The following is a 19,895-nucleotide window of genomic DNA, read 5'->3' as shown; positions in this document are numbered from 1 at the left end:
CTCGACTCTACAAGGACATGCCATGCAGTTCAGAACCGGTACCGCCGATGACGTAGCTACGCTGTGGGCGCTGCGCACCCGCTGCGTGCGCGAGACCTGCAGCAGCCACTATCCGCCCGAGGTGATTGCACCGTGGTCGGCCTCGCCGCCACCGTCGCAGTACGCGCGGCTGCTGGGGCAGGGTGGTTGCGTGGTGGCCGAGGATGCGCAGGGCGCATTGCTGGGGTTTGGCGTGTTCGACAGCGACGCCAACGAAGTCGACGCCTTGTTCGTCGATCCCGACCGTGGCGGGCAGGGTATCGGCCAAGCGCTGATGCAGCAGTTGCTGGCGATGGCCGATCCCATCCGTGAGGTGGTGCTGTCGGCATCGTTGAATGCCGTAGCGTTCTACCAGCGCCAGGGCTTCGTGGCCGACCGGGAGGAGCTGTACCCGCACCCCAGCGGCGCAGCCCTGGCCTCGGTGCGCATGCACCGCCCCCTGTAGAGTCGAGCTTGCTCGACTGCTTTTCCGCTCTTGTAGAGTCGAGCCATGCTCGACTGCTTTCCCCGCCCTTGTACAGTCGAGCCATGCTCGACTGCTTTCCCATCAGTCGAGCATGGCTCGACTCTACAAAGGCAGTCGAGCAAGCTCGACTCTACAAAGGCAGTCGAGCTTGCTCGACTTTACGAATGCCCGGCCAGCCAGGCGATCGCGCCTTCGGCGGCGCGCAGGCCACTGGCATAGCACGCCGTCAGCAGGTAGCCACCGGTGGGCGCTTCCCAGTCCAGCATTTCGCCGGCACAGAACACGCCGGGCAGGGCATTGAGCATCAGCTGGCGGTCCATCGCCTGCAGGCGCACGCCGCCTGCGGTACTGATCACCTCGGCCATCGGCCGCGGCCGCAGCAGCCGCAGGGGCAGGCGCTTGAGCGTTGCTGCCACGGCCGGCAGATCGTTGCCTGCGTCCTTGCCCAGGTGCTCGAACACCAACGCGGCCTTCACTGCATCCAGCGCGGCCTGGCGGCGCAGGTGTTCACCGAAGCTGCGGCCCTTGCGCGGACGTGACAGGTCGGCCAGCAGGCGTGCCTCGTCGCGGCCGGGTACCAGATCCAGCCATAGCACGGCGTGGCCATCGCGGTTCAGGGTCTCGCGCAGATCGGCGGACAGCGCGTAGACCAGGCTGCCTTCAATGCCATAGCTGCTGGCGACGCATTCGCCTTGCAGCGACTGCGGCTGGCCCTGCAGATCGATCCAGTGCGCCACGACCGGCTTCAGCGGAGCGCCGGCATGGCGCTGGGCGAAATGCGCGCTCCAGTCCACGTCGAATCCACAGTTGGCCGACTGCAGCGGCGCGACATCCACGCCGCGCGCCTGCAGCGGTGCCACCCAGGTGCCATCGCTGCCCAGCTGCGGCCAACTGCCGCCGCCCAGGGCCAGTACCGTGGCATCGGCGTGTACCTGCACCTCGCCGTGCTCGCTGGCAAAACGCAGGGCGCCATCGTCGGTCCAGCCCATCCAGCGGTGATTGACGTGCAGGCGCACGCCCTGTTCCTTCAGGCGGCGCACCCAGCCGCGCAGCAGCGGGGCCGCCTTGCGGTCCACCGGGAACACCCGGCCGGAACTGCCGACGTAGGTGGCCACGCCGAACCCCGCGGCCCAGTCGCGCAGCGCCTGTGCATCGAAGCCGTCCAGCCACTCACCCACGGCGGCGCTGTGTTCGCGGTAACGGCTGTCGAACAAGGGCCGTTCGTCGGAATGGGTCAGGTTCAGCCCGCCCTTGCCGGCAATCAGGAACTTGCGGCCGGGCGAGCCCTTGGCCTCGTACAGATCGACCTCCAGACCGGCGGCGCGCAGGCGCTCGGCGGCGAACAGGCCAGCCGGGCCGCCGCCGACCACGGCGACGCGGCGCGGCGGTTGCAGATCAGGGTTGGACATCGAGCAGCTCGACGTCGAACACCAGCGAGGAGCCGGCCGGGATCGGGCCGACGCCACGGTCGCCGTAGCCATACTCCGGCGGGATCATCAGGGTGCGCTTGCCACCCACCTTCATGCCGGCCACGCCCTCGTCCCAGCCACGGATGACCTGGCCGGCGCCCAGCGCGAAGACGAAGGGCTGGCCGCGGCCGACCGAGCTGTCGAAGGTCTTGCCGTGCTTGTTCTCGGTGCGCTTGTCGTAGATCCAACCGGTGTAGTGCACGGTCACTTTCTGCCCGGGCACGGCTTCGGCGCCGGTTCCCACCTGGGTATCGATGCGTTCGAAGGTGGTCAGGGTGCCGCCCGGCGGCGGGCCGGCGGGTTCGGACGAACAACCGGCGGCAACAAGGGACAGCAGCAGGGGAAGCAGCAGGCGGCGCATCGGGCGTCTCCGTAGGGTGTTCGCGGGCGGCAAGGGTAGCGCATCGGCGCCGGGTATCATGGTGGCATGGCCAAACTTCTGCTCAACCTGCGCAATGTCGGCGACGACGAGTACGCCGATGTGTGCACCCTGCTGGACCAGCACGGCATCGCCTGGTATCGCACCGAACCCAGCCCCTGGGGCATTTCCAATGGCGGCCTGTGGCTGCGCGATGACGCGGACCAGCCGCGGGCCAAGGCCCTGATGGCCGATTACCAGGCCGAGCGCGCGCCGCGCATCCGTGCTGAGCGCGAGCAGGCGCTGCGCGATGGCACGGCCGAAACGTTCGGCAGCCTGCTGCGGCGGCGGCCGCTGTTCGTGGTGCTGGTGCTGCTGGGGATGGCGGGTGCGGCGGCGCTGGTGCTGCTGCCGTTCATGCTGTTGCGGGGGTAGGGGCTGTTGCGGCCGGGTTGCACCCGGCACCCGCCGAAGCAACGTCAACGTCAACGTCAAAAGCGGGTTTTCCGTGAACGGGCAGGGCGGTGGGGACAGGCGGGGGACGGCAAGAGCTGCTCCTGCGTGCCTCGTAGAGCGCCTTGCTCGTGCGCGCAATCCTGCGCGCCCGGCAAGACCGGGGTTGGGCGTCCTGCCCAACCCGCCCGAGGCATGCCTCGGGCCCATGGCGCTCTGCGCCCCCGCCTGCCCCCACCGCCCCGCCTCTGACAGTTCCCCGCGGCTGTTGGTAGGTGTCGACCTTGGTCGACACAGGGAACCGCACGAGGTCGGATCCCTCTGCTGCGCACAGGGCTCTGACCCCGATGTCTGAAGGCGGTAAAATGGCGGAATGATCGCCAATACCGCTGCCTACCATTTCACCGTCATCGACGCCCCCCAGGCCCTGTGCGACCAGCTGCTGGCGCGGGCCGAGGCCGTGGGCCTGCGTGGCACGATCCTGGTGGCCGGCGAGGGGCTGAACCTGTTCCTGGCCGGGGCGCCGCAGGCGGTGCGGGGCTTCTATGCGGAGCTGCACGCTGATGCGCGCTTTGCGGGCATGCGGGTCAAGACCAGCTTCAGCGAACACCAGCCCTTCGCGCGGCTGAAGGCCAAGGTGAAGGACGAGATCATCAGCTTCCGCCGCGATGATGGCCAACCGCTGGACTATCCGCGTGCCCCCGCCGTGGATCCGGCCACCGTGCAGCGCTGGCTGCGGCAGGGCCACGACGATGCCGGCAAACCGGTGGTCATGCTTGATACGCGCAACCTGCAGGAAGTGGCCCACGGCACCTTCAAGGATGCGCTGGTGCTGCCCATCGAGAAGTTCACCGATCTGCCTGCAGCGCTGGCGCCGCACCGGCAGGCGCTGCAGGACAGCACCGTGGTCAGCTTCTGCACCGGTGGCATCCGCTGCGAGAAGGCGGCGCTGTGGATGGTCAACGATGGCATGGACAACGTCCTGCAGCTCGATGGCGGCATTCTTGGCTACTTCGAGGAGGTCGGCGGCGAAGGGTATGAGGGCCGCTGTTTCGTGTTCGATGAGCGCGTGGCGCTGGATGCCGAGCTGAAGCCGCTGGTCGACCAGCCGCTGCCCGAGCCCCGTCCCAGCGCGTTCTGAGCGTCTGGCGGGGGCTGGATCCGTCCTGCGGGAATCAGCATTCCGCCACCGACACTGGCCGTGGCGCCGTATCGACCCCATCCATGGGGAATCCTGTGACGGAAAACCGCCTGATGATCCCGTTGTCGATCCTCGACCTGGCCCCGGTCTGCGAGGGCAGTGATACCACCGCCGCCTTCGCCAACATGCTGGAACTGGCCCAGCACGCCGATGCGCTGGGCTACCGCCGCTACTGGCTGGCCGAACACCACAACATGCCCGGCATCGCCAGCGCCGCCACGGCGGTGCTGATCGGCCATGTGGCCGGGGGCACGCGCCGCATCCGCGTTGGCGCCGGCGGCATCATGCTGCCCAACCACGCGCCGCTGCAGGTGGCCGAGCAGTTCGGCACGCTGGCGTCGCTGTACCCGGACCGCATCGATCTGGGCCTGGGTCGTGCGCCGGGCACCGACCAGCCCACCGCGCGCGCGCTGCGCCGCTACTTCGACAGTGCCGACCAGTTCCCGCAGGACGTACGCGAAGTGCTGCATTACTTCGAGCCGGTGCAGGCCGGGCAGGCGGTGCAGGCGGTCCCCGGTGGCGGCCTGCGGGTGCCGACCTGGATCCTCGGCTCCAGCCTGTTCGGTGCGCGCCTGGCCGCCTCGATGGGCCTGCCGTACGCGTTCGCCTCGCACTTCGCGCCCGACGCGATGGACGAAGCGCTGGCCGTCTACCGCCGCGAGTTCCGTCCCTCGGCCACGCTGAAGCAGCCGCACGCGATGCTGGCGCTGAACGTCGTCGCCAGCGACAGCGAAGCCGAGTCGCGCCGGTTGTTCACCAGCCAGCAGCAGAGCTTTGTCAACCTGCGCCGTGGCCGCCCAGGCCGCATCCCCGCGCCGATCGACGACATTGACAGCTTCTGGGAACCGCACGAAAAGCTGGGCGTGGAACGCGCGCTGGCCTGCACTGTGCTGGGCGATGCGCAGCAGGTGGGCGAGGGGATCGCCGCCTTCGTCGACCGCCATGCGCCGGACGAGCTGCTGCTGACCGCCAACCTGTATGACCACCGCGCGCGCCTGCGTTCGTTCGAACTGGCCATGCAGGCCTGGCACGCCCGCCACGCCGGCTGAACGTTTGCGTCACGGCGCATTGCAGGGCGACGCGGTCTGATGGGGGCTCCTGATTCCGGAGCCCCTTCCATGACCGATACCCGTGCCGAGCACATCGCCCAGTTGTCCGAACTGATCAAGGACGTGGAGGTGGCCATGTTCACCACCACCGGCGTGGACGGTCGGCTGTACAGCCGGCCGCTGGGCACCCAGCAGGTCGATTTCGACGGCGACCTGTGGTTTGCCACCGCCGCCGACAGCCCGAAGGTGGCCGAGATCGCCTTGAATCCGCGGGTCAACGTGGCCTATGCCTCCACGTCGAAGAATACTTACGTGTCGGTGTCTGGCCGGGCGCGCATCGTCGACGATCGTGAAAAGATCGAGGCGCTGTGGTCGCCGGCGATGAAGCTGTTCTTCCCCGGCGGCAAGGATGATCCGAACCTGCGCCTGATCCAGGTGCGTGCGGAGACCGCCGAGTACTGGGAAGGCCCAGGCACGCTGCTGGGCAAGGCGTTGAGCTTCGTGTTGTCGGCAGTGCAGGATGATCCGTCGCAGTTGGGCGATAACGGGTTCATTGATCTGCGGTGAGGCACCCCGCCGGGCATGGCCCGGCACTACCGATCGGGTCGTGGTGGGTAGCGCCGGGCCATGCCCGGCGAGCCCTGCGGCCAACGCTCAGAACCAGCGCTGGAACAGGTCCGCGGTGTAACCGACCAGCTGGCCGGAACTGAAACCGAAGAAGGCCACCGCCACCACGCCGCCAATCCAGTTGAACAGCATCAACGCGCCATCGCGTTCCAGCAACGCCAGCGAAAACAGCAGCAGCTGGAACCCGAACAGGTAGTTGGTGAAGGGAATCGGCAGCGACAGCAGCAGCCCCAGCAGGACCAGCAGCAGACCGGTGAAGGCGTGCGCCGGCGCTGGCGCCACACACTGCGGCATGCGCGGCTTCAGCATGCGGTCCAGCCGCCGCAGCGGCCGGTCGATGCGGTCCAGGAACCGGTGCATGGTGCCGCGGCGGGGCCCGCGGCGGGCGATGAAGCCCGGCAGCCAGGGCTTGCGCATGCAGAACAGCATCTGCAGCCCGATCAGGATGACCAGCGGCCCGCTGACCGCGCCGCCCAGCCCCGGAATGGGAATGAAGGCCGGCAGGATGGCCACGAACAGGAATACGCCGAACGCGCTCTGCTGCAGGTCCTGCAGGATCTGGCCCAGCTTCATGTGCTGGGCCGGATCACCGAATTCGAACATCGCCAACAGGGTGCGGATGCCCTCGTTGCGATAGCTCGGGCGCTCGTCGCCCGCGCCGTGGCCTGGATCAGGCGGTGAGCTCATCGGCCTGCTCGTCCGACAGGGTGCGCAGCAGCAGCTTGTCCACGCGGGCACCGTCCAGGTCCACCACTTCAAAGCGCCAGCCGGCCCAGTCGAAATACTCGCCCGCATGCGGGATGCGGCCGAAGTAGTGGATGCACATGCCGGCCAGCGTGTAGTAATCGCCTTCCTCGGCATCGGGCAGCTCGTTGCTGCCGATCAGTTCGCGCAGGTCTTCGATCGGCAACGAGCCATCCACCAGCAGCGAGCCGTCTTCGCGGGTCACCACCAGCGCATCCTCGTCGGCGTTCTCCACCGCCTGCAGGCGGCCGACCACCGCGCCCATCAGGTCGCTGATGGTCACCAGGCCCTGGATTTCACCGTATTCGTCCACCACCAGCGCCATCGACTGCTGTTCCTCGCGGAAGATTTCCAGCAGCTTCATCGCATGGGTCGACTCGGACACATACAGCGCCTCGCGCAGGGTCTGGAACAACGCGTTGTCGCCGCGTGCCATGCGGGTGGCCAGCGATTTCAGTTCCAGTACGCCCACCACGTCCTGGTCGTTGTCGCGGAACACCGGATAGCGCGAGAACTCGTGCTCGGCCATGATTTCCAGGTTGCGCTCCAGGCCAGCCTGGGTGTCCAGCCAAGCAATGCGGTTGCGCGGGGTCATCAGGCTGTCGGCAGTGCGGTCACCCAGGCGCATCACGCGGTTCATCATGTCGCGCTCGTGGGCGTCGATCACGCCGGCTTCGTGGCTTTCGGCCACCAGCATGCGGATCTCCTCTTCGGTGACCGAGGCGGCTTCGTCATTGCCCAGGCCCAGTACCTTCAGCACCAGCTGGGTGGTCTTGGACAGCAGCCAGACGAAGGGCAGCGCCAGCTTGGCCAGCCAGCTCATCGGCATGGCCACCAGGCCGGCGATGGACTCCGAACGGGTCAGTGCCAGGCGCTTGGGTACCAGTTCGCCGAAGATCAGCGTGATGAAGGTGATCAGGCTGACCGCCAGCACCGTGCCGATCTTGCCGGCGTAGGCAAAGCCCGGCATCAGCCCCTGGATCCAACCGGCGAACGCCTCGCCCAGTGCTTCACCGCCCAGGTAGCCGGTCAGCACGCCGATCACGGTGATGCCGATCTGCACGGTGGACAGGAAGCTTTCCGGCTTCTCGGACAGTTCCAGCGCCTTGGCCGCGCGCTTGGAGGTGCTGGCCATCTGCTTCAGGCGGCTCTTGCGCGAGGTCATGACCGACATCTCGGACATGGCGAAGAACCCGTTCAGCAGAACAAGCGCGAAGACAATCAGGATCATTTCAAACACGGGCGTCGTCCCCGGTTGGTGGCAGGGAGGGCGGGTGCTTGCGGTGGCGGCTGGCGCTCAGGAACGGGGTCCGGCGCGGCGCGGGGGGATAAGGGTCGTCGTCCATAAGGTGCGCCCGGGGGCGCGCTGGCATCTTAGCAAAGGGGCGTGGCGGGATGGCAACTGCCTGTTCAGGTTGGGGGTTTTCCACCCCCGGAAGCGGGCGGGTATACCCGTGATGGTCATCTAGCCGTCATAATTCCCTCTGGTGCCGTCCTTCCCGCGACGGCTGACAGGTTTCTCAATGTTCTCTCTGCAGACCATTTTCGGTTCCGGCAAACAGTTCTACACCCTGCTTGATGAGGCTGCCGTCGCGGCCAACGATGCCGCCAAGGCGCTGCATTCCATGCTGCGCGAGGCCGACCGCCAGCCGGCGCTGGACGCCTTCAAGCTGGCCCGCCTGCGCGAGCGCGCGGCGTCGGACAAGATCAGTCAGGCGCTGGTGGACAGCTTCATGACCCCCATCGAGCGCGAAGACATCGAAGCGCTGGGCTCGGCCCTGTACAAGATTCCCAAGCAGATCGAGAAGTTCGCCGATCGCTATTCCCTGGCCACCACCCACCTGGAACACATCGACTTCGCGCCGCGCGCGGCGATGCTGGAACAGGCTGCCGGTGTGGTCGTGGAAATGGTGGCCGACCTGCGCCACATGAACCTGGACCGGATGACTGCGCTGAACGAGAAGCTGCGTTCGCTGGAAAACGAAGCCGACCGCCTGATGCTGGAGCTGTACCGCGACATCTACTCCGGTCGCCTGGACAACCTGCAGATGTTCCTGCTGAAGGAATTCTTCGAGATCCTGGAAAAGGCCATCGACCGTTGCCGCGAGGCCGGCGTGGTGGCGTACCAGATCGTGTTGAAGAACAGCTGACGGACGCCGCCGCATGTTGACCCTTGTCCTGGTGGTGATCCTGGCCGCGCTCGTCTTCGAGTTCATCAACGGCTTCCACGACACCGCCAACTCCATTGCCACCGTGGTGGCGACCAAGGTGCTCTCGCCCGGCTGGGCGGTGATGCTGGCCGCCTTCATGAACCTCATCGGCGCGCTGACCGGTACCGCGGTGGCGCTGACCATCGCCTCGGGCCTGCTCAACACCAACGTGGTCGATGTCACCCCGCAGGTGATCCTGTGCGCGCTGCTGGGCGGCATCATCTGGAACCTGATCACCTGGTGGAAGGGCCTGCCGTCTTCGTCCTCGCACGCGCTGATCGGCGGTCTGTGTGGTGCCGGCCTGGCCGCCGCCCACAACAACTGGGACGCGCTGATCTGGTCCGAACGACTGGGCAGCTGGGCGCAGAACAAGGGCCTGCTGTGGAAGGTGTTCGTGCCGATGATCACCTCGCCGATCGCCGGCTTCCTGCTGGGCATCGTGGTGATGGTGCTGCTGTGGGCGCTGATCGCCGGCCTGGCCAAGGTCGGTGGTGCCATCGGCCGCCTGGCCCGTCCGCGCATCGTCAATGCCTTCTTCGGCAAGGCGCAGATCGCCTCGGCGGCCTACATGGGCTTCGCCCACGGCCACAACGACGCGCAGAAGACCATGGGCATCATCGCCATGACCCTGATCGGCGCTGAAGCCACCGGCGCGCTGGACAATCTGCCGTCGTGGCTGGCGTTCATGCATCCCGATGCCAGCGCCGGCGACGGCATTGCCATGTGGATCGTGCTGACCTGTGCGGTGGTGATGGCTGCCGGTACCGCCTCCGGCGGCTGGAAGATCATCAAGACCCTGGGCCACAAGATGGTGAAGCTGCACCCGATCCACGGCTTTGCCGCGGAGACCAGCTCGGCCACCATCCTGACCCTGGCTGCCCACTTCGGCATGCCGGTCTCGACCACCCACAGCATCTCCACCGCGATCATGGGCGTGGGCTTTGCCAAGAACCCGCGTTCGCTGAAGTTCGGCGTGATCGAACGCATCGTCTGGGCCTGGATCCTGACCATCCCGGCGGCCGGTGGCTGTGCGTACCTGATCCTGAAGCTGTTCGAGCTGGCCGGCTGGGCCTGATGCCCGCAGCCCCGGGGTCAGAGCCCTTTCCCTGCGGGAAAGGGTTCCGACCCCCGGAAACAGAAAAAGCCCGTCGGATTCCGGCGGGCTTTTTCGTGGGCGAAACCATTCTTCCGCACCCATCGTGTCGACCAAGGTCGACACCTACCAGAGCAGAGCCAGGGTCAGAGCCCGTGCCGACCAACGGTCGGCACCCACCAGCAGCAGACGGTCGACCACCCACCAACAACGCCAGGAACCTGTCAGCGGCGGGGTGGGGTGGGCAGGCGGGGGCGCAGAGCGCCATGGGCCCGGGGCATGCGCCGGGCGGGTTGGGCAGGACGCCCAACCCCGGTCTTGCCGTGTGCGCAGGACAGCGCACACGAGCAAGGCGCTCTACGAGGCACGCAGGAGCGGTTTTTGCCGTCCCCCGCCTGCCCACCCCATCCCGCCGCCCCCGAGATGCAGGCCTTTGCCTTTGCCGTTGCCGTTGCCGTCAGCGGGTGCCGGGCCGCAGGCCCGGCCTTTAGCCCACCTCAGTTGCGCTGGAACAGCGCCTGCACATCGCGACGGAACGCGGCCTGGCTGTCGGCCCGGCTGTAGAACATATGCCCGCCCGGATAGCTGCGTACCTGCACCCGGTCCGGGTTGCTGCCCATCGTCGGCATCTGGTCCACCGTCAGGATCGAACCCATGAACGGGCACGACAGGTCGTTCCAGCCATGCACGATCAGCACCTGCAGGTGCGGGTCGATCGCTACCGCCTGGCGCAGCTGGGTCACTGCCCCCTGGCGCAGGTCGCCATTGCGGTCCCACAGCCGGTTCACGTCGTAGTTCAGTGCCTGGTAACGCGCATCCACCTTCCAGCCCACCACCCGGGTCACGAAGTCGACCATCGCCGTGGTGGTCGGCGCGATGATGCTGTCCAGCAGCGGGTCGTTGGCGCGCTGCTCCGGATCATTCGGGAACGGATCGAACGCAGTCACGTTGGAGTCGTAGCGGCTGCCCAGCGTGCCCTTGTCACGGAACACCTCGCGCAGGTACGCCTGCGTTTCCAGGCGGCCACCGGCGCGGCGCACGAACTGCGGGTCCAGCCCGGTCAGCTCAGTCACCCGGCGCAGCATCGCCTCGGTCGCCTGCGGATCGCTGCGACCCTTCATCAGCGCGGTTGCGTAGTCGCCACGGGTGTACTCGACCACCTCGCGCATCGCCGCATTGGTCAGCTTGCCCTGCCGCTCCAGCTGCGCGGCGGCGATCGAGGGCAGGGTCTGCATCCACGCCATCGGCGAAACATCGGCGTTGTCTTCCAGGGTCGGGCTCAGGTAGGGGGACACCAGCACCAGCCCGTTCATCGCCACGCCCAGCCGGGTCTGCAGGTAGTGGGTGATGCGCGGCCCGCGGTAGCCGCCGTAGCTTTCGCCGGTCAGGTACTTGCGCGATGCCATGCGCTGGTTGCGCAGCAGCCAGTCATAGATGGTGCGGGACAGGTACTCGATGTCGGCGCTGGGGGTGTACAGCTGCTTCTTCGCCTCGTCATCGCCGATGCGTGCGCGGCTGAAGCCGGTGCCCACCGGATCGATGAACACCAGGTCGGTGAAGTCCAGCCAGGTGCCGGGGTTGTCGTGCAGGGTGGCGGGGGCCGAGGCACTGTCGCCTTCCGAACCGAAGGTGACCACCTTCGGCCCGATCGCACCCAGGTTGAGGTAGACCGACGAGGCACCGGGGCCGCCATTGAGGGCGAAGGTCACCGGCCGGTCCTTGCCGGGCATCGTGTAGGCCGTGAACACCACATCAGCGATCACCTTGCCCTTCTCATCGCGCACCGGCAGGGTGCCCACAGTGGCGGTGTAGTCCAGCGTGCGGCCGCCCAGGCGCATGCTCTGCCGCACCGAAGCATCGGCCGGCAGGGCGGTCATTTCGTTGGCGGGCGCCTTGGTTTCAGCGGCGTCGGCAGCGGGTGCCGCGTGGGCAGCGGCGTGCGTGACAAGCAGGCCGACGCAGAGCGCGGCAGTGTGCAGCAGGGACTTCATGGCACCAGAGCGGTAGCGGAAGGGGACTGCGATGCTAGGTCCCTGCGCCGCGCGGGGTATGTGTCCAAAGGCATGGCCCCGCCATCCGGCCCGTTGCGGCCAGATTCGGTCAAGCCCGCTATGGCGTGCGCGCGTCGTCGGCCAGCAGGCCGTACACGGCAGAGTCCGACAGCTGGCCCTGGATGCGCCAGCGCTGCCGCAGCAGTCCTTCGCGGGCGAAGCCAAGTCGCTCCAGCACGTGTGCCGAAGGCGCATTGCGCGGATCGATCTCCGCTTCCACGCGGTGCAGTTGCAGGGTCTGGAACAGATAGTCCAGCACTCGCTGCAGCGCCTCATGCATGTAGCCCTGGCCCTGCTGCGCCGGCGCCAGCAGGTAGCCGATCTCGGCACGCAGTGCATCCCGGTCCAGCGCGAACACCACGCAGATGCCCAGCAATGGACCATCGATCGATTCGCGTACTGCCAGCTTCAGCTGGCTGCCGGTGGCCTGTGCGGCCAGATCATCGTCTATCTGCGCGCGCGCCTCTGCGGGGCGCGTCCACGCCGGGTGGTGCCACCAGCGCATCACCTCCGCATCGGACTGCAGGGCGTAGAGCGCGGCGGCGTCGTCGCGGCGGATCGGGCTCAGGACCAGGCGCGCGCTGTGCAGCGGCAGGCCCGGGAACAGCAGCGAGTGGCTGGGCAATACGGTGGTCCACGCAGATGAACGCGCATTATCGCGCCGCCGGCTTTGCCGATGGCGGCGGAAGGACGGGGTCGGATCCCTTTCCGCAGGAAAGGGCTCTGACCCCGCGCCAGGGTCAGGCTTCCAGCGAAGCCAGGTCGCCCTTGCTTTCCAGCCAGCCCTTGCGATCGCTGGCGCGCTTCTTGGCCAGCAGCATGTCCATCAGCGAGCGGGTCTGCTCGCCATCGTCCACGGTCAGCTGCACCAGGCGGCGCGTATCGGGATGGATGGTGGATTCGCGCAGCTGCGGCGGATTCATTTCACCCAGGCCCTTGAAGCGGGTCACGTTCACTGCGCCCTTGATCTTCTCGCGCTCGATCTTGTCCAGCATGGAACGCTTCTCTTCCTCGTCCAGCGCGTAGAACACCTGCTTGCCCACGTCGATGCGGAACAGCGGCGGCATCGCCACGAACACATGGCCGGCATCGACCAGCGCCGGGAAGTGCTTCAGGAACAGGGCGGTCAACAGCGTGGCGATGTGCAGGCCGTCGGAGTCGGCGTCGGCCAGGATCACCACCTTGCCGTAGCGCAGCCCGCTGATGTCATCCTTGCCCGGGTCACAGCCGATGGCGATGGCCAGGTTGTGCACTTCTTCCGAGGCCAGCACGCTGTTGGACGACACTTCCCAGGTGTTCAGGATCTTGCCGCGCAGCGGCATGATGGCCTGGAAATCCTTGTCGCGCGCCTGCTTGGCACTGCCGCCTGCCGAATCACCTTCCACCAGGAACAGTTCGGTGCGCGACAGGTCCTGGCTGATGCAGTCGGCCAGCTTGCCGGGCAGGGCGGGGCCCTGGGTGACCTTCTTGCGGACGACCAGCTTCTCGGTCTTCAGGCGCGCACTGGCACGCTCGATGGCGATCTGCGCGATCTTCTCGCCCAGTTCCACGTTCTGGTTCAGCAGCAGGCTGAAGGCATCGTGGGCGGCGCCTTCGACGAAGCCGGCGGCCTGGCGCGAGGACAGGCGTTCCTTGGTCTGGCCGCTGAACTGCGGGTCGGTCATCTTCAACGACAGCACGAAGGAGACGCGGTCCCACACGTCTTCCGGGGCCAGCTTGACGCCGCGCGGCAGCAGGTTGCGGAAGTCGCAGAACTCGCGCAGCGCCTCGGTCAGACCGGTGCGCAGGCCGTTCACGTGGGTGCCGTGCTGGGCGGTGGGAATCAGATTGACGTAGCTTTCCTGCACCAGCTCACCTTCCGGCAGCCAGGCCACGGCCCAGTCCACCACCTCGGTGTCCTTCTTCAGGTTGCCCACGAACAGGTCGGCCGGCAGCGATTCGCGCTCGCCCAGTTCCAGCTTCAGGTAATCGCGCAGGCCGTCTTCGTAGTACCAGGTATCGACTTCGCCGGTGGCCTCGTCGGTCAGCTTCACGGTCAGGCCCGGGCACAGCACCGCCTTGGCGCGCAGCAGGTGCTTGAGCGCGCGCACGGCGAACTTGGGCGTGTCGAAGTACTTCGGGTCGGGCCAGAAGCGCACGCGGGTACCGGTGTTCTTCTTGCCCACGGTGCCGACCACTTCCAGCGGGGTGGCACGGTCGCCGTTGCGGAAGGTGATGCGGTGCTCGGCGCCTTCGCGCTTGATGTGCACCTCCACCAGGGTGGACAGCGCATTGACCACGCTGACGCCCACGCCGTGCAGGCCGCCGGAGAAGGTGTAGTTGTTGTTGCTGAACTTGCCGCCCGCGTGCAGGCGGGTCAGGATCAGCTCCACGCCGGGGATCTTCTCTTCCGGGTGGATGTCCACCGGCATGCCGCGGCCGTCATCGCTGACCTCCACGCTGCCGTCCTTGTACAGGGTGATCTCGATCGAACGGGCATGGCCGGCCAGCGCCTCGTCCACCGAGTTGTCGATCACTTCCTGCGCCAGATGGTTCGGGCGCGCGGTGTCGGTATACATGCCGGGACGGCGCTTGACCGGGTCAAGGCCGGACAGGACTTCAATATCGGCGGCGTTATAGCGGGCGTTCATCTATGTTCGGAAGCTTGGAGCGACGCGCAAGTGTGCGGTCTGGAACGCGATTTTGCACGCCTGCGGTTCAGCCTCGGCGGCAGGGAGGGGGTAAAATGGACCCCGCTGGAATCCAGACGCCGGCACCCCCATGTCGAAGCCATACCGCGAGGAGGACTCCATGAAGAAGTTGCTGACCATTGCGATCCTGGCCGCTGCCGCCGTTGCCGTGCCCCTGGTCATGGCGCAGAACGCCGGCCAGCCGGCCCCGCAGCAGAACGACCAGGCCGACAAGGCGGCGCAGTCCGAGGCGGACGCGAAAGCCAAGCGCCGGGCCCAGGCCAATGCCGAAATGAAGGCCAAGGGCCAGCCGGTCCCGCAGCAGGAAGAAGAAGAGGAAGCGCGGAAGAAGCGTTGAGGCTTCGGTCCGCCAGGCCTTTGGTACAAGGGTTCTGATCCTGAACGCCCCGCATTGCGGGGCGTTTTCTTTTGCCCTTGCCGTCATCTGCCCCTTGGGTTGGCGGCCATCTATCTGTAAACTATGGCTTTCCGGGAGTAAGTGCGTGTCCACCCTTTGCGAATGGGCTGGAAGGGCCAGGTCTGGCCTCCAGCAATGCGGGTCGCAGGTGACGGTCGAAATGGCCGGCACGGCCGCCCCGACCTCGCACGAAGGTTCCCGCCCGGCGCCAGCCGCCGGCCAGGTCCGCACCTCCCTCGCTGTCCCAGCGAACCGGAAAACCCCCTCTCTGCACCCTGTCTGCCCCCCGGGCAGGCGTGGTGCTGCCGTTTTCCATTTCCAGACAGGATGCTTGCAGCCATGACTCCCTTGATTTTCGTAACCGGCGGCGTGGTGTCCTCGCTCGGCAAAGGCATTGCCGCTGCGTCGCTGGCCGCCATTCTTGAAGCGCGTGGCCTGAAGGTCACGATGATGAAGCTCGACCCGTACATCAACGTGGACCCGGGCACCATGAGCCCGTTCCAGCACGGCGAGGTCTACGTCACCGACGATGGCGCCGAGACCGACCTCGACCTGGGCCACTACGAGCGTTTCGTGCGCACCCGCCTGAGCCGCAAGAACTCGGTCACCACCGGTCGCATCTACGAGAACGTGATCCGCAAGGAGCGCCGTGGCGACTACCTGGGCGCGACCGTGCAGGTCATTCCGCACATCACCGACGAGATCCGCCGCTGCATCGATGAAGCCACCGAGGGCTACGACGTGGCCCTGGTCGAGATCGGCGGTACGGTGGGCGACATCGAATCGCTGCCGTTCCTGGAGGCCATCCGCCAGGTGCGCACCGAGCGCGGCCCGGAGAAGGCGCTGTTCATGCACCTTACCCTGGTGCCCTACATCGGCGCCGCCGGTGAACTGAAGACCAAGCCGACCCAGCATTCGGTGAAGGAACTGCGCTCGATCGGCATCCAGCCGGACGTGCTGCTGTGCCGTTCCGAGCAGGCCGTGCCCGATTCGGAGCGCCGCAAGATCGCCCAGTTCACCAACGTCTCCGAACGCGCCGTCATCAGCGTGCCGGACGTGGACGTGCTGTATCGCATTCCCTCGGGCCTGCATGCGCAGGGCCTGGACGAGATCGTGGTGAACCAGCTGAAGCTGGCCGACAAGGTCGGCCCGGTGGATCTGTCGATGTGGGAAGACGCCGTCGATGCCACCCTGCACCCGCTGGATGAAGTGACCATCGCCGTGGTCGGCAAGTACGTCGACCACCAGGACGCCTACAAGTCGGTCGGTGAAGCCCTCAAGCACGGCGGCCTGCGCCAGCGCACCAAGGTCAACCTGAAGTGGCTGGAAGCGCAGGACCTGGAAGGCACCGACATGGCCGCGCTGGCCGATGTCGACGGCATCTTGGTGCCGGGTGGCTTCGGTGACCGTGGTTTCGAGGGCAAGGTGCTGACCTCGCAGTTCGCCCGCCAGAACAGCGTGCCGTACTTCGGCATCTGCTACGGCATGCAGGCCGCCGTGGTCGACTACGCGCGCCACGTGCTGGGCCTGGAGCAGGCCAACAGCACCGAGAACGACCGCCAGTCGCCGGACCCGGTGATCGGCCTGATCACCGAATGGCGTACCGCTACCGGCGACGTCGAAAAGCGCGACGACAAGAGCGACCTCGGTGGCACCATGCGCCTGGGCCTGCAGGAGCAGCGGCTTAAGCCGGGCACCCTGGCCCGCGAGCTTTACGGCAAGGACGTGGTGGCCGAGCGCCATCGCCACCGCTACGAGTTCAACAACCGCTACCGCACCCAGCTGGAAGATGCCGGTCTGGTGATCTCCGGCAAGTCGATGGACGACACCCTGGTGGAAGTGGTGGAACTGCCGCGCGATGCGCACCCGTGGTTCCTGGCCTGCCAGGCGCATCCGGAATTCCTGTCCACGCCGCGCGACGGCCACCCGCTGTTCATCGGCTTCATCCGCGCCGCGCGTGAGCGCAAGGCCGGTGGCGCACTGCTGGCCGAAGCCCGCGCCTGACTTGTGAATGGGGGTTGCGGCCCCCATCCTGCATGCTTCAACCCCAGCGCGCCGGTCGTCCCGGCGCAGCGGACAAACAAGGAAACGCCATGAAACTGTGTGGATTCGAGGTCGGGCTGGACCAGCCCCTGTTCCTGATCGCCGGCCCCTGCGTGATCGAGTCGATGCAGCTGCAGCTCGATACCGCCGGCAAGCTGAAAGAGATCACCGACAAGCTTGGCGTCAACTTCATTTTCAAGTCGAGCTTCGACAAGGCCAACCGGACCTCGGGCACCGCCTTCCGCGGCCCGGGCATGGAAGAGGGCCTGAAGGTGCTGGCCGAAGTGAAGAAGCAGATCGGCGTGCCGGTGCTGACCGACGTGCATGAATACACTCCGATGGACGAAGTGGCCTCGGTGGTGGACGTGCTGCAGACCCCGGCATTCCTGGTCCGGCAGACCGATTTCATCCGCAAGGTGTGTGCCGCCGGCAAGCCGGTCAACATCAAGAAGGGCCAGTTCCTGGCGCCGTGGGACATGAAGCCGGTCGTGGAAAAGGCCAAGTCCACCGGCAACGAGCAGATCATGGTCTGCGAACGCGGTGCCAGCTTCGGCTACAACAACCTGGTCAGCGACATGCGTTCGCTGGCGGTGATGCGTGATACCGGCTGCCCGGTGGTGTTCGATGCCACCCATTCGGTGCAGTTGCCGGGCGGGCAGGGCACCAGCTCCGGTGGCCAGCGCGAACACGTGCCGGTGCTGGCGCGTGCCGCCGTGGCCGTGGGCATCTCCGGCCTGTTCGCCGAAACCCATCCGGACCCGTCCAAGGCGTTGTCCGATGGCCCCAATGCGTGGCCGCTGGACCAGATGGAAGCCCTGCTCGAGACCCTGATGGAGCTCGATGCGGTGACCAAGAAGCACGGTTTCTCGCGCTTCGCGTGAGTCGTGATCCGTGGGCGGCGCTGGAAGCCCAGCGTCGCCGGCGGCACTGGCGGCAGTGGCCGTGGGGCTGGGTGGCCGTGGCCTTCAGCCTGTTGATGTGGGCGGCGCTGGCCTATGCCGTACTGCTGGCAGCGGGCAGCATGCGCATGCCCGGAGACGGCGCCGCGCCGCGCTGGCAGCACACGCTGGCCTGGGCGTGCCTGAACACGGCCGTCGTGTCGGGCGTGGCGAGCGCGGTCACGACCGTCTTGGGCTGGCGCCTGCGTCGTGCGCGTGGTGCGGCCATGCTGGCAGGCCTGCTGTTGATTGCGTTGGCGTTGCTGCTGGGCGGGGTCGCGCTGATCCAGCTGTGATCCTCACCCGGGCGGGGAGCCCATTCACCTCATGAATCCAACATCTTCCGCGCCCGCTTCGCGCCGTCCGTGGCCCTGGGGCCTGTGCGCGCTCGGCCTGGCCGTGCTGGCCTGGGCGGCCCTGGGCGCAGGCCTGCTGGTGTTTCTGTCGGCCATCGGTTCACCTGGCGATGGCAGCCATGCGCTGGAATCGGTGCAGGTGGCCCTGTTTGCGGCCATCGGCGTGCTGGCAGTGTCCGCGCTGGGCAGTGGCGCCGCGTCGGTGCTGGCGTGGCGCCTGCGGCGTGGGCGTGGCATGGCCGCGGTGGCGGCGTTGCTGCTGGCCCTGCTGGGCATGATCGTGGCCGTGCCGATGCTGGCGCATGGCCAGGATCCGGTCGTGATCGGCGACATCATTTGGCAAGCGGCGGGCAGCCGGGGATAATCACGCGGCATTCGTTTTGTCGCCTCCTCTCCTTACAGGTAACCGGCCCGACCATGAGTACGATCCGCAGCATCCACGCCCGTGAAATCCTCGACAGCCGTGGCAACCCCACGCTGGAAGCCGAAGTCATCCTGGAGGACGGTTCGTTCGGTCGCGCCGCAGTCCCCTCCGGCGCCTCGACCGGCACCAAGGAAGCGGTGGAGCTGCGTGACGGCGACAAGACCCGTTACCTGGGCAAGGGCGTGCGCAAGGCCGTCGACAACGTCAATGGCGCCATCGCCAACGCGCTGAAGGGCTTTGAAGCGACCGACCAGGCCGGCCTGGACCGTCGCCTGATCGATCTGGACGGCACCGAGAACAAGGGGCGCCTGGGCGCCAACGCGCTGCTGGGTGTTTCCATGGCTGCCGCGCACGCCGCCGCCGCGTCCAGCAAGCAGGCCCTGTGGCAGTACCTGGCCGGCAAGACCGGCGCCACGCCGTCGCTGCCGGTGCCGATGATGAACATCATCAACGGCGGTGCGCACGCCGACAACAACGTCGATTTCCAGGAGTTCATGGTGCTGCCGGTCGGCTTCACCTCGTTCTCCGAAGCGCTGCGCGCCGGCACCGAAATCTTCCATTCGCTGAAGTCGGTGCTGAAGGGCCACGGCCTGAGCACCGCCGTGGGCGATGAAGGCGGCTTCGCACCGGACTTCCGCAGCAACGTCGAAGCGCTGGACACCATCCTGGAAGCGATCGGCAAGGCCGGTTACACCGCCGGTGAAGACGTGCTGCTGGGCCTGGACGTGGCCTCCAGCGAATTCTTCGAAAACGGCAAGTACAACCTGGTGGGCGAGAACAAGCGCCTGACCTCCGAGCAGTTCGTCGACTTCCTGGCCGACTGGGCTGCGCAGTACCCGATCATTACCATTGAAGATGGCCTGGCCGAGAACGACTGGGCCGGCTGGAAGCTGCTGACCGATCGCATCGGCAAGCAGGTGCAGCTGGTCGGCGACGATCTGTTCGTCACCAACCCGAAGATCTTCCAGGAAGGCATCGATTCGGGCACCGCCAACGCGATCCTGATCAAGGTCAACCAGATCGGTACGCTCAGCGAAACCCTGGAAGCGATCGCCATGGCCGACCGTGCCGGCTATGCCGCCGTGGTCTCGCACCGTTCGGGCGAAACCGAAGACACCACCATCGCCGACATCTCGGTTGCCACCACCGCCACCCAGATCAAGACCGGTTCGCTGTGCCGCAGCGATCGCGTGGCCAAGTACAACCAGCTGCTGCGCATCGAGGAAGCCCTCGGCGCCGGCGCGCGTTACGCCGGTCGTGACGCCTTCGTTTCGCTGAAGCGCTGAA

General features: G+C 66.9%; 20 protein-coding genes. 13 read left to right on the top strand and 7 right to left on the bottom strand.

What is annotated here, in order from left to right:
• The first annotated feature begins 22 nt into the window (after positions 1–22).
• Complete coding sequence (locus RTY46_RS05650; protein WP_312707102.1) at positions 23–484, top strand: GNAT family N-acetyltransferase; 462 nt, start codon at positions 23–25, stop codon at positions 482–484.
• Positions 485–663: 179 nt separating this feature from the next.
• On the opposite strand, the gene RTY46_RS05645 is transcribed toward RTY46_RS05650, so the two are convergent.
• Together RTY46_RS05645 and RTY46_RS05640 are read right to left on the bottom strand one after the other, a co-directional pair.
• Positions 664–1,914 carry a TIGR03862 family flavoprotein gene (locus RTY46_RS05645; RefSeq protein ID WP_312707100.1) on the bottom strand — a complete coding sequence of 417 codons (1,251 nt, stop codon included), beginning with the start codon at positions 1,912–1,914 and terminating at the stop codon, positions 664–666.
• Positions 1,901–2,335, bottom strand: a complete 435-nt coding sequence (locus tag RTY46_RS05640; protein ID WP_312707099.1) for an FKBP-type peptidyl-prolyl cis-trans isomerase — start codon at positions 2,333–2,335, stop codon at positions 1,901–1,903. The genes RTY46_RS05645 and RTY46_RS05640 overlap by 14 nt, the downstream gene beginning before the upstream one ends.
• Positions 2,336–2,401: 66 nt before the next feature.
• Between RTY46_RS05640 and RTY46_RS05635 the strand changes: the two genes are divergently transcribed.
• The 4 genes from RTY46_RS05635 to RTY46_RS05620 all read left to right on the top strand — a co-directional run bounded on the left by RTY46_RS05635 (position 2,402) and on the right by RTY46_RS05620 (position 5,602).
• Positions 2,402–2,767: a DUF6164 family protein gene (locus RTY46_RS05635; RefSeq protein ID WP_312707098.1), complete on the top strand. Its 366-nt coding sequence runs from the start codon at positions 2,402–2,404 to the stop codon at positions 2,765–2,767.
• Positions 2,768–3,158: 391 nt separating this feature from the next.
• Positions 3,159–3,926 (top strand): sulfurtransferase, encoded by a 768-nt coding sequence (locus RTY46_RS05630; protein WP_312707097.1) that lies wholly within the window; start codon positions 3,159–3,161, stop codon positions 3,924–3,926.
• Positions 3,927–4,039: 113 nt separating this feature from the next.
• The gene (locus RTY46_RS05625; protein WP_108749214.1) at positions 4,040–5,035 is read left to right on the top strand and encodes an LLM class flavin-dependent oxidoreductase; all 996 of its coding nucleotides are present in this window, start codon (positions 4,040–4,042) and stop codon (positions 5,033–5,035) included.
• Between the two features lie 69 nt (positions 5,036–5,104).
• On the top strand, positions 5,105–5,602 hold the full coding sequence (locus RTY46_RS05620) for a pyridoxamine 5'-phosphate oxidase family protein (RefSeq protein WP_108755889.1): 498 nt from the start codon (positions 5,105–5,107) through the stop codon (positions 5,600–5,602).
• Positions 5,603–5,689: 87 nt separating this feature from the next.
• Here the strand turns inward: RTY46_RS05620 and RTY46_RS05615 are convergent, their stop codons facing one another.
• Both RTY46_RS05615 and RTY46_RS05610 read right to left on the bottom strand, forming a co-directional pair.
• A complete protein-coding gene (locus RTY46_RS05615; protein WP_108752728.1) occupies positions 5,690–6,349 on the bottom strand; it encodes an exopolysaccharide biosynthesis protein in 660 nt (219 codons plus the stop codon).
• On the bottom strand, positions 6,333–7,637 hold the full coding sequence (locus RTY46_RS05610; RefSeq protein ID WP_108771435.1) for a hemolysin family protein: 1,305 nt from the start codon (positions 7,635–7,637) through the stop codon (positions 6,333–6,335). Before RTY46_RS05610 ends, RTY46_RS05615 begins: the two co-directional genes overlap by 17 nt.
• A gap of 292 nt (positions 7,638–7,929) precedes the next feature.
• On the opposite strand from RTY46_RS05610, the gene RTY46_RS05605 reads away from it, so the two are divergent.
• Both RTY46_RS05605 and RTY46_RS05600 read left to right on the top strand, forming a co-directional pair.
• Positions 7,930–8,556, top strand: a complete 627-nt coding sequence (locus RTY46_RS05605) for a DUF47 family protein (protein WP_079221423.1) — start codon at positions 7,930–7,932, stop codon at positions 8,554–8,556.
• Between the two features lie 13 nt (positions 8,557–8,569).
• The gene (locus RTY46_RS05600) at positions 8,570–9,691 is read left to right on the top strand and encodes an inorganic phosphate transporter (RefSeq protein WP_312707096.1); all 1,122 of its coding nucleotides are present in this window, start codon (positions 8,570–8,572) and stop codon (positions 9,689–9,691) included.
• A gap of 515 nt (positions 9,692–10,206) precedes the next feature.
• Here the strand turns inward: RTY46_RS05600 and RTY46_RS05595 are convergent.
• The 3 genes from RTY46_RS05595 to parE form a co-directional block, all read right to left on the bottom strand.
• Positions 10,207–11,700 (bottom strand): S10 family peptidase, encoded by a 1,494-nt coding sequence (locus RTY46_RS05595; RefSeq protein WP_312707095.1) that lies wholly within the window; start codon positions 11,698–11,700, stop codon positions 10,207–10,209.
• A gap of 118 nt (positions 11,701–11,818) precedes the next feature.
• Positions 11,819–12,385 carry a GNAT family protein gene (locus RTY46_RS05590; RefSeq protein WP_312707094.1) on the bottom strand — a complete coding sequence of 189 codons (567 nt, stop codon included), beginning with the start codon at positions 12,383–12,385 and terminating at the stop codon, positions 11,819–11,821.
• A gap of 115 nt (positions 12,386–12,500) precedes the next feature.
• On the bottom strand, positions 12,501–14,390 hold the full coding sequence (gene parE, locus RTY46_RS05585; protein WP_108749221.1) for a DNA topoisomerase IV subunit B: 1,890 nt from the start codon (positions 14,388–14,390) through the stop codon (positions 12,501–12,503).
• Between the two features lie 160 nt (positions 14,391–14,550).
• Here parE and RTY46_RS05580 point away from each other — a divergent pair, with 160 nt between their 5' ends.
• From RTY46_RS05580 to eno, 6 genes are all read left to right on the top strand, one after another.
• Positions 14,551–14,787, top strand: coding sequence for a hypothetical protein (locus RTY46_RS05580; RefSeq protein ID WP_108751520.1), 237 nt, complete (start codon positions 14,551–14,553; stop codon positions 14,785–14,787).
• A gap of 399 nt (positions 14,788–15,186) precedes the next feature.
• On the top strand, positions 15,187–16,851 hold the full coding sequence (locus RTY46_RS05575) for a CTP synthase (RefSeq protein ID WP_312707093.1): 1,665 nt from the start codon (positions 15,187–15,189) through the stop codon (positions 16,849–16,851).
• An 89-nt stretch (positions 16,852–16,940) separates the two neighbouring features.
• Entirely contained in the window at positions 16,941–17,771 is an 831-nt protein-coding gene (gene kdsA, locus RTY46_RS05570; RefSeq protein WP_108749223.1) for a 3-deoxy-8-phosphooctulonate synthase, read from the top strand.
• Positions 17,768–18,124, top strand: coding sequence for a hypothetical protein (locus RTY46_RS05565; protein ID WP_312707091.1), 357 nt, complete (start codon positions 17,768–17,770; stop codon positions 18,122–18,124). The genes kdsA and RTY46_RS05565 overlap by 4 nt, the downstream gene beginning before the upstream one ends.
• Positions 18,125–18,155: 31 nt before the next feature.
• Positions 18,156–18,548, top strand: a complete 393-nt coding sequence (locus RTY46_RS05560; protein ID WP_312707089.1) for a hypothetical protein — start codon at positions 18,156–18,158, stop codon at positions 18,546–18,548.
• Positions 18,549–18,601: 53 nt separating this feature from the next.
• Positions 18,602–19,894 (top strand): phosphopyruvate hydratase, encoded by a 1,293-nt coding sequence (gene eno, locus RTY46_RS05555; RefSeq protein ID WP_312707087.1) that lies wholly within the window; start codon positions 18,602–18,604, stop codon positions 19,892–19,894.
• Position 19,895 lies beyond the last annotated feature (1 nt).

Source organism: Stenotrophomonas sp., from assembly GCF_032056425.1.
Lineage (GTDB): Bacteria > Pseudomonadota > Gammaproteobacteria > Xanthomonadales > Xanthomonadaceae > Stenotrophomonas.
This window is presented reverse-complemented; position numbering and strand designations above follow the sequence as displayed.